General features: G+C 57.3%; 16 protein-coding genes. 8 read left to right on the forward strand and 8 right to left on the reverse strand.

The features are described from left to right. Positions 1–54: 54 nt before the first annotated feature. A complete protein-coding gene (locus ABTV22_RS15400) occupies positions 55–579 on the reverse strand; it encodes a DUF4946 domain-containing protein (RefSeq protein WP_433735373.1) in 525 nt (174 codons plus the stop codon). 144 nt (positions 580–723) lie between these two features. On the opposite strand from ABTV22_RS15400, the gene gloA reads away from it, so the two are divergent. After that, entirely contained in the window at positions 724–1,245 is a 522-nt protein-coding gene (gloA, locus tag ABTV22_RS15405; protein WP_433735374.1) for a lactoylglutathione lyase, read from the forward strand. Positions 1,246–1,363: 118 nt separating this feature from the next. Here gloA and ahpF read toward each other — a convergent pair whose 3' ends face one another. The 3 genes from ahpF to ABTV22_RS15420 form a co-directional block, all read right to left on the reverse strand. After that, positions 1,364–2,929: an alkyl hydroperoxide reductase subunit F gene (ahpF, locus tag ABTV22_RS15410; protein ID WP_433735375.1), complete on the reverse strand. Its 1,566-nt coding sequence runs from the start codon at positions 2,927–2,929 to the stop codon at positions 1,364–1,366. A 129-nt stretch (positions 2,930–3,058) separates the two neighbouring features. Continuing rightward, entirely contained in the window at positions 3,059–3,622 is a 564-nt protein-coding gene (gene ahpC, locus ABTV22_RS15415; RefSeq protein ID WP_007975937.1) for an alkyl hydroperoxide reductase subunit C, read from the reverse strand. Between the two features lie 223 nt (positions 3,623–3,845). Then, entirely contained in the window at positions 3,846–4,790 is a 945-nt protein-coding gene (locus ABTV22_RS15420) for a site-specific integrase (protein ID WP_433735376.1), read from the reverse strand. Between the two features lie 278 nt (positions 4,791–5,068). Here ABTV22_RS15420 and ABTV22_RS15425 point away from each other — a divergent pair, with 278 nt between their 5' ends. Continuing rightward, a complete protein-coding gene (locus tag ABTV22_RS15425; protein ID WP_433735377.1) occupies positions 5,069–6,073 on the forward strand; it encodes a DNA-binding protein in 1,005 nt (334 codons plus the stop codon). A gap of 189 nt (positions 6,074–6,262) precedes the next feature. Here ABTV22_RS15425 and gorA read toward each other — a convergent pair whose 3' ends face one another. Together gorA and galU are read right to left on the reverse strand one after the other, a co-directional pair. Further along, entirely contained in the window at positions 6,263–7,621 is a 1,359-nt protein-coding gene (gene gorA / locus ABTV22_RS15430) for a glutathione-disulfide reductase (protein ID WP_433735378.1), read from the reverse strand. A gap of 116 nt (positions 7,622–7,737) precedes the next feature. Beyond that, positions 7,738–8,577 carry a UTP--glucose-1-phosphate uridylyltransferase GalU gene (galU, locus tag ABTV22_RS15435; protein WP_011061681.1) on the reverse strand — a complete coding sequence of 280 codons (840 nt, stop codon included), beginning with the start codon at positions 8,575–8,577 and terminating at the stop codon, positions 7,738–7,740. Between the two features lie 293 nt (positions 8,578–8,870). Between galU and ABTV22_RS15440 the strand changes: the two genes are divergently transcribed. Both ABTV22_RS15440 and ABTV22_RS15445 read left to right on the forward strand, forming a co-directional pair. Continuing rightward, a complete protein-coding gene (locus tag ABTV22_RS15440; protein WP_433735379.1) occupies positions 8,871–9,059 on the forward strand; it encodes a hypothetical protein in 189 nt (62 codons plus the stop codon). 127 nt (positions 9,060–9,186) lie between these two features. Next, positions 9,187–9,468, forward strand: a complete 282-nt coding sequence (locus ABTV22_RS15445) for a hypothetical protein (RefSeq protein WP_433735380.1) — start codon at positions 9,187–9,189, stop codon at positions 9,466–9,468. Between the two features lie 11 nt (positions 9,469–9,479). On the opposite strand, the gene ABTV22_RS15450 is transcribed toward ABTV22_RS15445, so the two are convergent. After that, complete coding sequence (locus ABTV22_RS15450; RefSeq protein ID WP_433735381.1) at positions 9,480–9,710, reverse strand: hypothetical protein; 231 nt, start codon at positions 9,708–9,710, stop codon at positions 9,480–9,482. 72 nt (positions 9,711–9,782) lie between these two features. Continuing rightward, entirely contained in the window at positions 9,783–10,139 is a 357-nt protein-coding gene (locus ABTV22_RS15455; protein ID WP_433735382.1) for a hypothetical protein, read from the reverse strand. 214 nt (positions 10,140–10,353) lie between these two features. On the opposite strand from ABTV22_RS15455, the gene ABTV22_RS15460 reads away from it, so the two are divergent. The 4 genes from ABTV22_RS15460 (at position 10,354) to alkB (ending at position 12,401) form a co-directional block, all read left to right on the forward strand. Continuing rightward, complete coding sequence (locus ABTV22_RS15460; protein WP_039768744.1) at positions 10,354–10,656, forward strand: DUF1883 domain-containing protein; 303 nt, start codon at positions 10,354–10,356, stop codon at positions 10,654–10,656. 44 nt (positions 10,657–10,700) lie between these two features. Beyond that, entirely contained in the window at positions 10,701–10,871 is a 171-nt protein-coding gene (locus ABTV22_RS15465; RefSeq protein WP_433741545.1) for a hypothetical protein, read from the forward strand. A gap of 154 nt (positions 10,872–11,025) precedes the next feature. Further along, positions 11,026–11,730, forward strand: a complete 705-nt coding sequence (locus ABTV22_RS15470) for a 2OG-Fe(II) oxygenase (protein WP_433735383.1) — start codon at positions 11,026–11,028, stop codon at positions 11,728–11,730. Between the two features lie 5 nt (positions 11,731–11,735). Then, positions 11,736–12,401, forward strand: a complete 666-nt coding sequence (alkB, locus tag ABTV22_RS15475) for a DNA oxidative demethylase AlkB (protein WP_433735384.1) — start codon at positions 11,736–11,738, stop codon at positions 12,399–12,401. Positions 12,402–12,486: the final 85 nt, after the last annotated feature.

Genomic DNA, 12,486 nt, shown 5'->3' on the forward strand with positions numbered 1-12,486 from the left:
GGTATCTAAATATTTCGAGGCAGAGCCAAAGCCTGCAGTTACTAAAGTCTTCTATTAAAGTTTCAAGGCGTTACGCGCCGCCTCTATTTCATCCTGACTGGCCTTATAAGCCTCGGCCTGCCCCGCGTAGGAAAGAACGTAGGCTTTATCGGCATCCACAGCCGCGACCAAAGTTTGAGAAAGCACATGCCGGCCGTTTTGCGTGATGGTGCAGGTGGTTTCCAGCGCCGATAACCGACTTAACGTGGCCGGATGAATCCGGTTACAGACACTTTGATAGCCGCCCTGGAAAAAGTCTTTCTGCACCGACTTACGCATCTCCAGCAACACGCCTTCGAGGTTGACCTGGTGCCCGCTTTCCACTTGCGAGATGGTCAACTCCATCACCATGACCGGTGTGCCGCTTTGATCGATTTTCACCGCACGCTGACGGGAAACGCCGGTAGTGGCGGCGCCCTGATCAATCGCTTCGACCTGCCATCCGGCAGGCCAGGTCATGACCGGTGCTTCGGCGTAAGCACAGGCGATACCGGACAGAACGCCCATCAGGATGAACACCGATTTACCGAATCGAATCATTGCAATAAGCACTCAGATTTTGAGCCGTGAAGTCTGAGCCCAGTGCGGCTGCCAGGCAATAGCCGACGCTTTCGGTTGGTGATGTCCTAACCCTTGCGTATCATGGTCGCCAATCGTCAGCCCCACTTATTTTCCGGAGGGCCCATGAGCCTGCACGAACTAAGCACTTTCCCCGGCGTCACCGCACAGCCTGACACCGCCACCCAGAAATTCGTCTTCAACCACACCATGTTGCGGGTCAAGGACATCACCAAATCCCTGGATTTCTACACCCGAATCCTGGGCTTCACACTGGTAGAAAAACGCGATTTCCCGGAAGCCGAATTCAGCCTGTACTTCCTCGCTCTCGTGGATAAAAACCAAGTCCCGGCCGATGCCGCCGCGCGTACCGAGTGGATGAAATCCATCCCCGGCATTCTGGAACTGACCCACAACCACGGCACCGAAAACGATCCGGAGTTCGCCTACCACAACGGCAACACCGACCCGCGCGGTTTCGGCCACATCTGCATTTCGGTGCCGGATGTCGTCGCTGCGTGCGAGCGCTTCGAAGCATTGGGCTGCGATTTCCAGAAACGCCTGACCGATGGCCGCATGAAGAGCCTGGCGTTCATTAAGGATCCGGATAACTACTGGGTCGAAATCATCCAGCCTGCGCCGCTGTAAACAAAATCAAAAGATCGCAGCCTGCGGCAGCTCCTACATTGATCGGTGTAGGAGCTGCCGCAGGCTGCGATCTTTCGATCCACAAAAAACCCCATGATCGCTCATGGGGTTTTGTGTTTTATGCCGGGGCGGAGGTGCGGATCAGGTGATCGAATGCACTCAAAGAAGCCTTGGCGCCCTCGCCCACTGCGATCACGATCTGCTTGTACGGCACGGTGGTCACGTCGCCGGCAGCAAATACGCCCGGCAGCGAAGTCTCGCCACGCGCATCGACGATGATCTCGCCACGGGGCGACAACTCGACAGTGCCCTTGAGCCAGTCAGTATTGGGCAGCAAACCGATCTGCACGAAGATGCCTTCGAGGTTGATCGTTTTGAACTCGCCTGAGTCGCGATCCTTGTAGGCCAGACCACTCACCTTCTCGCCGTCACCCTTCACTTCGCTGGTCAGCGCGCTGGTGATGACATCGACGTTGGGCAAGCTGAACAGTTTGCGTTGCAGCACCGCATCGGCGCGCAGCTTGCTGTCGAATTCCAGCAGCGTGACGTGGCTGACGATGCCCGCCAGGTCAATTGCCGCTTCAACGCCGGAGTTGCCGCCGCCGATGACCGCTACGCGCTTGCCCCTGAACAACGGGCCGTCGCAATGCGGGCAGAAGCAAACGCCCTTGGCCTTGTATTCCTGCTCTCCCGGCACACCCATTTCACGCCAGCGGGCGCCGGTGGCAAGAATCAGCGCCCTGGTTTTCAGGCTGGCTCCGCTTTCGAATCGAACTTCGTGCAACTCGCCGGGATTCTTCGCCGGGATCAGCGAGGTGGCCCGCTGCAAGTTCATGATGTCGACGTCGTACTGCTTGACGTGTTCTTCCAGTGCACTGGCCAGTTTCGGCCCTTCGGTTTCTTGCACGGAGATGAAGTTCTCGATGGCCATGGTGTCGAGCACCTGGCCACCGAAACGCTCAGCCGCCACACCGGTGCGAATGCCTTTACGTGCAGCGTAAATCGCTGCCGAAGCACCGGCCGGGCCACCGCCAACCACCAGCACGTCAAAGGCGTCCTTGGCGCTGATTTTCTCGGCCTGGCGCTCGGCGCCACTGGTGTCGATCTTGGCAAGGATTTCTTCCAGCCCCATGCGGCCCTGGCCGAACACTTCGCCGTTGAGGTAGATACTTGGCACAGCCATGATCTTGCGCTCATCGACTTCGGCCTGGAACAGCGCGCCGTCGATGGCGACGTGGCGGATATTCGGGTTCAGCACCGACATCAAATTCAACGCTTGGACCACGTCCGGGCAGTTCTGGCAGGAGAGCGAGAAGTATGTCTCGAAGCTGAACTGACCCTTGAGCGAGCGGATCTGTTCGAGCACTTCCGCACTGGCTTTCGAAGGGTGGCCGCCGACTTGCAGCAGGGCCAGCACCAACGAGGTGAATTCGTGCCCCATCGGGATGCCGGCGAATCGCAGGCCGATGTCCTGACCGGGTCGATTGATCGAGAACGATGGCTTGCGCGCATCTTCACCGTTGTCGAGCAAAGTAATTTGGGCGCAAAGACTTGCAACGTCTTTCAACAGTTCGAGCATTTCCCGGGATTTCGCACCGTCATCGAGGGAGGCAACGATCTCGATCGGTTGGGTGACCCGTTCCAGGTACGATTTCAACTGGGCTTTAAGATTGGCGTCCAACATACGGGCGATTTCCTTTATTGAATTTCTTGCATAAAAAACGCCCGAGCGAATCTCGCCCGGGCGTTTTTATTGGGCGGTGCAGCTTACTGAGTAGGCGCGGAGTTCCGCCCTGTGGAGCGTGTCACGGACTTAGATCTTGCCGACCAGGTCCAGGGACGGAGCCAGAGTGGCTTCGCCTTCTTTCCACTTGGCTGGGCAAACCTGGCCTGGGTGAGCGGCGACGTACTGGGCAGCCTTGATCTTGCGCAGCAGCTCGGACGCGTCACGACCAACGCCGCCGTCGTTCAGCTCAACGATTTTGATCTGGCCTTCAGGGTTGATCACGAAGGTGCCACGGTCGGCCAGACCAGCTTCTTCGATCAGCACGTCGAAGTTGCGGGAGATCGCGTGGGTCGGATCGCCGATCATGGTGTACTGGATTTTGCCGATGGCTGGCGAAGTGTTGTGCCAGGCAGCGTGAGCGAAGTGAGTGTCGGTGGAGACGCTGTAGATCTCGACGCCCAGTTTCTGGAATGCGTCGTAGTTGTCGGCCAGGTCTTCCAGCTCGGTTGGGCAAACGAAGGTGAAGTCAGCTGGGTAGAAGAACACGACCGACCACTTGCCTTTCAGGTCAGCGTCCGAGACTTTTACGAAGTCGCCATTTTTGAATGCATCAGCTTTGAAAGGTTTAACTTGGCTGTTGATGATAGGCATCGTTGACTCTCCGTCAGGGGTTAAGAAGTTGATGGAGAGAACTTTACCCACTCGACGGACGGTTGGCTCATTGGCAAACCTGATGCCGCTGATTGGCTTTCGCTATTAGCCAACGGTATTAATAGAAGAAAACGATCTCTACGATTTCTTCTGTAGGAGCTGTCGAGTGCAACGAGGCTGCGATCTTTTAACCTGTTAAAAAGATCGCAGCCTTCGGCAGCTCCTACAGGTCAGGGTTCGTGTCTTTTTCCGAGATTTGGGTCATGCCGAGGAACGGGCTGGCCTCGATATAGCGCATGGCCGACTTCATATCCTTCCAGCCCACATAACTCATCAATGATTTCAAATCCCAGCCGCTCTGATGCGCCCACGAGGCGAAGCCGCGGCGCAAGGAGTGGCTGGTGTATTGCTCAGCCGCAATCCCTGCGCGCTCAAGCGCCTGACGCAACAACGGAATCACACTGTTGGCGTGCAATCTCTCCTCGCTCAGGTGGCCCCAGCGATCGATGCCGCGAAAGACCGGCCCACGTACCAGAGCCGCTTCAGTGATCCAGGCGATATAGGCCTGCACCGGACATAACCGCTGCAAGGCTGGCGTCTGGTAGGTCTTGCCGAGGTTTTCCCGATCACTCTTGCTGCGCGGCAAGTACAAGGTAATGCCGGAGCCGGCAATCGCTTGCACATGTTCGATCTGCAAATGGCACAGCTCGTCGCTCCGAAATCCGCGCCAGAAGCCCAGCAGGATCAGCGCGCTATCACGCCTGGCTCGCAGCAGCGCGGGTCGGTCTTGTTCAGCGATTGCCGTGCGCGCCTCCTGCTCCAGCCACGCGATCACTTGCTCAAGATGCTGAAGCTGCAAAGGCTCGGCCTGCTTTTCCTGAGCTGGATGCAACGCCCGAATCCCCTTGAACACCTTGCGCACCACGGGTGCTTTCGTCGGATCAGCGAAGCCTTGGCTGTTGTGCCATTGCGCCAGCGCCGACAATCGCAGCTTCAAGGTATTGATCGACAGCACGCCCGCATGGGCAACCAGATAACGCGCCACGCTGTCGCTGGTGGCCGGCAGGAAACCACCCCAAGTCACCTCAAAGTGCTCGATGGCCGCGCGATAGCTGCGGCGAGTGTTGTCGCGCGTGGCGGCTTGCAGATAGCGATCCAGATCACTCATGGCAATGACCTGTAGGAGCGAGCACGCTCGCGATGGACGCCAACGATAACGCTGATCGGCAGTTGCTCCGTGGCGCTCTCGGTTTTTTCGCGAGCAAGCTTGCTCCTACAGGGGGGTTGTACAGGGCAATCACGTACGAGAGGCCTCGAAATCGCTTTGACATTGGGTAATACCAGTATATCCCGCGTGAGTAACATGCTGTATTTAACTTTAAATTATCAATGGTACAATGTGTATTTACGTAATACGTACCACATCACGAAATTGTAGGAGCAGTCATGGCCCGTGGCGGTGTAAATAAGGCAGTAGTACAGGCTGCGCGTTTGGCGATCCTCGCCCGAGGCGAGAACCCCAGCATCGATGCAATACGCATCGAAATGGGCAATACCGGCTCGAAAACCACGATTCACCGGTACCTGAAAGAACTCGGCAGCGACCCTCAACCGGCACAAACAGAGCCGTCCGAGCCCATAGACGATGAGTTGCTGGCACTGGTATCGCGCCTGGCGCAACGCTTGAAGGAACAAGCACAGGAACCGATCGATCAGGCCCGCGAACAATTCGAATCGCAGCGCAAAACACTGGACGAGCAGTTGGCAGAGGCCCAGGAAGCCAACACCGAGCTGCAACAGCAATACGAAATTCAGAGCCTGGCGCTGACTCAAGAATCCGAAGCACTGCAAGAAACCCGCACCGCCCTACAGTCCGAACAAACCCGCAATGCGGGGCTGAAACAGGCGCTGTCGGATTTCGAATTGCGCTTGAAGGACAAGGACGAGCAGATCCGCTCGCTAGAAGAAAAGCACCTGCATGCGCGCGATGCACTGGAGCACTACCGCAATGCGGTCAAGGAGCAACGTGAGCAGGAACACAGCCGTCACGAAAACCAGGTACAACAACTGCAGATGGAGCTGCGTCAGGCGCAGCAAAGCGCGATGGTGCGTCAGGATGAAATCACCCAGCTACATCGCGACAACGAACGGCTGCTGACCGAAAACCGTGGAACGTTGCGCGAGCTGAGCCTGTTGCAGGAACAACTCAAGCAGAGCAACAGCCGTCAGGATCAACTGCTGGAGCAAGCAACGCGGGTTGACGGCGAACGCACCCTCCTCCAGGAACGCTTGCGTGTCGCCCTGCTGGAAAGTCAGTCACTGAAACAAGATATCGAGGAGCACTCGCAGATCAACAAGGCGCTGGAACTCGAATTGACCAAAGCCCAGACGAGCCTTGAAGAAAGCATCCAACGCAGGAACGAGTTCGCTCGCGATGAACGTCAACGATAAAACGTCCTGCCTTAATGATCGCGGTGCCTGGATGTTTTTCGCGAGCGTGCTCGCTCCTACAGACCGCGCGACTGGTGAACCCTGTAGGAGCGAGCACGCTCGCGATGGACGTCAACGATAACGCGCCCCGCCTGAATGAACGCGGCGCCTGGACGTTTTTCGCGAGCGTGCTCGCTCCTACAGAGGTGTTTAACCGGCGACCGGCGTGCGCATGGTCACGAATTCTTCGGCGGCCGTCGGGTGTACGCCGATGGTCTCGTCGAAGTCGCGCTTGGTCGCGCCTGCCTTCAAGGCGATGGCCAGACCCTGGACGATTTCACCGGCCTCAGGCCCAACCATGTGGCAACCCAACACCTTGTCGGTCTTTGCATCTACCACCAATTTCATCAGCGTGCGCTCCTGGCATTCGGTCAGGGTCAGCTTCATCGGCCGGAAACGGCTTTCGAAGATCACCACTTCATGCCCGGCATCGCGTGCTTCTTCTTCGGTCAAACCGACAGTGCCAATGTTCGGCAAGCTGAACACTGCCGTCGGGATCATTTTGTAATCCACCGGGCGATATTGCTCAGGCTTGAACAAACGCCGCGCAACCGCCATGCCTTCGGCCAGTGCAACCGGCGTCAGCTGAACACGCCCAATCACATCGCCCAGCGCCAGGATCGACGGTTCGGCAGTCTGGTACTGATCATCGACCTCGACGAAACCCTTCTTGTCGAGCTTGACCCCGGTGTTTTCCAGCCCAAGATTGTCCAGCATCGGACGCCGGCCGGTGGCGTAGAACACGCAGTCAGCTTCCAATTGACGACCATCCTTGAGCGTCACTTTCAGGCTACCGTCGGCCTGTTTGTCAATACGCTCGATGTCGGCGTTGAATTGCAGGTCCATGCCACGCTTGGTCAGCTCCTCCTGCAAATGCTTGCGTACCGAACCGTCGAAACCACGCAGGAACAATTCACCGCGATAGAGCAGCGTCGTTTGCGCGCCGAGACCGTGGAAAATCCCGGCGAACTCGACGGCGATGTAACCACCGCCCACCACCAGCACGCGCTTGGGCAGTTCCTTGAGGAAAAATGCCTGGTTGGAACTGATCGCATGTTCATGCCCCGGAATCTCCGGGATCTGCGGCCAGCCACCCGTGGCGATCAGGATGTTTTTTGCAGTGAAGCGCTCGCCGTTGACCTCGACGGTATGAGGGTCGACGATTTTGGCGTGGGCCTCGTGCAAGGTCACACCGCTGTTGACCAGCAGGTTGCGATAGATGGCATTCAGGCGATTGATCTCGCGGTCCTTGTTTGCGATCAACGTTGCCCAGTCGAATTGCGCCTCGTCCAAGCTCCAACCGAAACCGGATGCCTGCTCGAAGTCCTCGGCAAAGTGCGCACCGTAGACCAGCAATTTCTTCGGCACACAGCCGACATTGACACAGGTGCCGCCCAGATAACGGCTCTCGGCCACGGCCACTTTCGCACCGAAACCAGCGGCAAACCGCGCCGCCCGTACACCGCCGGAACCGGCGCCAATCACATAAAGGTCAAAATCGTAGGCCATTGTCTATCTCCTCGGCAGGTGAACAGCATACCCGCGGACGCTCGTCGGGCAAGCGTCAGAAATGAAAAAGCCACCCCAAGGGGTGGCTTTTCAGAACAAGCAAGTCGAGCGCGCTATCAGTACGCCTTGCCCGTCTTGTAGAAGTTTTCGAAGCAGAAGTTGGTCGCGTCGATGTAGCCTTCAGCGCCACCGCAGTCGAAACGCTTGCCCTTGAACTTGTAGGCCATCACGCAGCCGTTCTGGGCTTGCTTCATCAGGGCGTCGGTGATCTGGATTTCACCGCCCTTGCCTGGCTCAGTTTGTTCGATCAGGTCGAAAATGTCCGGGGTCAGGATGTAGCGACCGATGATGGCCAGGTTCGACGGCGCATCTTCCGGCTTTGGCTTCTCGACCATGCTGTGCACACGATAGATGTCGTCGCGGATCATCTCGCCGGCGATCACGCCGTACTTGTTGGTCTCTTGCGGATCGACTTCCTGGATGGCCACGATCGAGCAGCGGAACTGCTTGTACAGCTTGACCATCTGGGTCAGTACGCCGTCGCCTTCGAGGTTGACGCACAGGTCATCCGCCAGTACCACGGCGAAAGGTTCGTCGCCGATCAGTGGACGGCCGGTCAGGATCGCGTGGCCCAGACCTTTCATTTCGGTCTGGCGAGTGTAAGAGAACGAGCACTCGTCCAGTAGTTTGCGGATGCCGACCAGGTATTTCTCCTTGTCGGTGCCCTTGATCTGGTTTTCCAGCTCGTAGCTGATGTCGAAGTGGTCTTCCAGGGCGCGCTTACCACGGCCGGTGACGATGGAGATTTCGTTCAAACCCGCGTCCAGTGCTTCTTCGACGCCGTACTGGATCAGTGGCTTGTTTACCACCGGCAGCATTTCCTTGGGCATGGCTTTAGTCGCTGGCAGGAAGCGAGTACCGTAACCGGCTGCTGGGAACAAGCATTTCTTGATCATATAAGTCCTTGAAAGGGCTGTGTGTACGAGTTTCGGCGCAGTCTAATCAGGCGGCACGCACCTTACAATGCCCCGCGCTGGCTAACCGATGCCATCATAGGAGAAATATTCTTGCCGATAGTTCCGCGCGAGGCGGCGTTCGCCCTTCGGCAACCTGTAATTGATAGCAGAGACCGCCAGCTTTGCACGCTTTGTCTGCTGACAAACAATCACACCGCCCCGCATCCATCGACACTCGTCGCGTTATTTGGCGCTATCATGGCGCCATTGAACCCAGCCAACGAGGCAAATAGATGTCGGCAGCAAAAAGCGTCAACGGGTACCTGATCAACAAAGCAAAAGACGGCCAATGGTGGATCGGTAACGCCGCTGGCGAGAATATCGTCGGCCCGTTTCCGACTGAAGCCATGGCGACCGAAGTGGCGGCGGTGCTGGAACTGGAGCACCCCGAGCCGAAACGACGCGGTAAAGACAAGAATTGACGCACCCCAAGCCCTGCCATTGTGCAGGGCTTTTTTGTGACCGTGTACAGAAAGTGGCCTTTGGCTATAACCTTTGCCCCGCGGCGCTGTCACAGGCTTTGCCCACCACTATGACGACGACAACGACATGACCAGATTTTTGCCATTGATTGCGGTATTGGCCCTGAGTGGCTGCGCGACAACCGAGACCACCTACTTGAACAATGGCGAACAAGGCCTGTCCATCGATTGCTCGGGGGAAGCCAATTCCTGGGCAACGTGTTATGAGAAGGCCGATGCCTCTTGTGCAGGCACCGGTTATCGCATCGTTGGCACCGACGGTAGCCCTGCGCCCGAGGAAAGCGACAAGACCCTGGGCATTGACGTCGGCAACTACAAAAACCGCAGCGTGGTGGTGATCTGCAAGTAAGGCACCCTGCCCTACATATGGATTTCGGCGAATTTGATGCCCAGGCCACGCAAGGTTTCGATCAGGTCATCAAGGCGTTCGAAGGATTCGACTTCGTCGTTTTCGTCCACCAGAAAAAAACTGCGGCCTGCGCTTTTCTTGAAAAACACGATCCACTCGCCAAGATTCGCCGGATTTTGAATCACGTGGGTCGCACAGATCTGTCCCTCTGCGTGCCGCTCCCGTACCCGCTCTCGCTTCATGCCAGACTCCAGAAATGACAATGCCGCCAAAGCTTGGCTTCGACGGCACTGGTATTGAATATCGGTAGTCTATCAGCCGGAAATGCACTCATTCGCGGCATTTTGCACGTCCCGAGGGCGCACCGGCACATTGGACATGCTTTCGTGGAGTTTGATACTGCTGCCTCCTGAGCGCTCGTCGATATCGAACACCGCCGCCGGCCCCGATGACAGTTTTTGCGGCACGATCACCCGCACGCCGTGCTTCTGGGGTTCGATTTGCAAGGCGCCGCGACTGTCAGCGAGTTTTTTGCTCAGGCATTGCGCGAACTCATTGGGTTTCTTGCCGGAGATCACGTTCATGGTGGGCAGCGACTCGTTGATATCTTCGACACTGGCGCAACCACTGACTGCCAAAAATAATGGCAGGCCCCACATACACCACTTCATACGAAACCTCCGTTAAAGACCCTCCGACCGCGCAGATCGGTTTTTTCTCCGGCGATACTGCATTTTATCGCTTATCAAATGCGCGATAGCCGTTTTTAATTGCCAATGCGAACCACGACAGCCGGATAATAAAGCCTCGGGGCTGATAAACTGCGCGCCAATCGACCCTTGCTATCGTTCTGATTTTGTAGAAAAAGCCCTTCTGGAGGCGCCCATGAAATTTATCCACCAGCGCGAGCACCTCAACGAGGACGACATCGTCGTCATTCAATGTTCGCAGACGTGCAACATCCGCCTGATGAACGACGCTAACTTCCGCAGCTTCAAAAATGGCGGCCGCCACACCTATCACGGTGGTGCGTTCGACACTTTCCCGGCTCGCATCACAGCGCCGAGCACCGGTTTCTGGAACATCACCATCGACACAGTCAGCCGTCGGGCGATCAGCGTGACCCGCAAACCGACCCTGACCCATTCGATCAAGATCATCCGCCGCTCCAGCTCGAAACTGAGCTGAGTGACATTTCCCGCTCTTAAACAGAGAGAAAGACAGGTATGGCCGTGGCCCAGACAACCAAATACGTCATCAAGTACAAACTGAACGGCGAACGCCGCTTCGAATTCGCCCAGCTGGAAAACGGCACCGAGCAAGAGGCCAAGGCTGCGCTGGAGGCCCTGCACGGCCAGGGCGAAGACGTCATCAGCGACATCAGTGTCAGCAAAGCCCTGTAACACCACCCCGACGTTGAAATTCGACCGCAAGCGCCGGAGTGTTCCATTCCCCGGCGCGTCATAGACTGACCACTTCACCCCTGGGTCAAGGAGTCAGCGCAATGTCCCATCCCATCGTTTGCCTATTGATGCCACCGGACCGCGAGGCCCGTCGATGAGCGAGCGATATCTGGACAAACTCGACTGGATATCGCTGGAACAACAACTGGATCAGGATGGCTGCGCAGTCATCCGGTCGCTGTTGAGCCACAACGCCTGTGATGACATCAGCGCCTTGTACGCTCAATCCGACCCCTTTCGCTCGCAGGTGATCATGGCCCGTCACGGCTTTGGCCGCGGCGAGTACAAGTACTTCCGATACCCATTGCCTCAACTCGTTGCTCGCTTGCGTAGTGCGCTTTACCCACGCCTGGTACCGATTGCCAATCGCTGGCATGAGCAGATGGGCTTGCCGAGCCGCTTTCCTGAAAGCCATGACGCTTTCCTCGAACGTTGTCATGCCGCCGGTCAGCAGCGCCCCACGCCGTTGTTGCTGCAATACGGGCCTCAGGATTACAACTGTCTGCATCAGGATGTGTACGGCGAACACGTTTTCCCACTGCAAGTGGCGATTTTGCTGTCAGAGCCGCAGGAAGACTTCACCGGTGGCGAGTTCGTACTGACCGAACAGCGTCCCCGCATGCAGTCACGCCCGCAAGTCATCGACCTGAACAAAGGCGACGGCCTGATCTTTGCGGTCAACCAGCGCCCCGTCAAAGGGACTCGCGGTTACTACCGAGTGACCCTGCGCCACGGTGTCAGTCGCCTGCACAGCGGAAAACGGCATACCCTTGGCATCATCTTTCACGATGCGTCTTGAACAGCATGAACCCGACAACCTTTGACTTGTTTGCGCACGCGGAACCCGAGCAACAGCCTCGACGCGATCAAATCGGCGAACAGTCCTACGTTTTGAGAGGCTTTGCCCTGCCCTGGCTTGACCGCTTGCTACCGGCACTGGAGGCGGTATTGGTGGTCGCGCCGTTTCGGCAAATGGTTACGCCAGGCGGTTTTACCATGTCGGCAGGTTTGAGCAGCTGTGGCACCTGGGGCTGGACCACCGACTCCAGTGGCTATCGCTACACCCGCAACGATCCACAAACCGGCCTGCCCTGGCCGCCCATGCCCGAAGTGTTTTTCCAGTTGGCACAGGCGGCCGCGCGGGAGGCGGGATTCATGGAGTTTGAGCCGGACTCCTGCCTGATCAATCGCTATGTCCCTGGCGCGAAAATGTCATTGCATCAAGACAAAGACGAAAAGTCCTACGCCGCACCTATCGTTTCGGTGTCGCTGGGTTTGCCGGCCATGTTCCTGTTCGGCGGTTTCGTGCGCAGCGACAAGAGTCAGCGGGTGCCGTTGCTGCATGGCGATATTGTGGTCTGGGGTGGCGTGGATCGCCTGCGTTATCACGGCGTGTTGCCGATCAAGGACGGTCAGCACCCGCGCTTGGGCGAGCAGCGGATCAACTTTACCTTTCGACGTGCAAAATGATGCCTTGGAGTTTGACCGCAAGCGCCGGAGTGTCGGACGACTGTCAGCTGGTTAATCTGCGGCAAACGGGTCAACGGATGAAAAG

Origin of the sequence: Pseudomonas putida (genome assembly GCF_050990305.1) — a bacterium.
Classification (GTDB): domain Bacteria; phylum Pseudomonadota; class Gammaproteobacteria; order Pseudomonadales; family Pseudomonadaceae; genus Aquipseudomonas; species Aquipseudomonas putida_AH.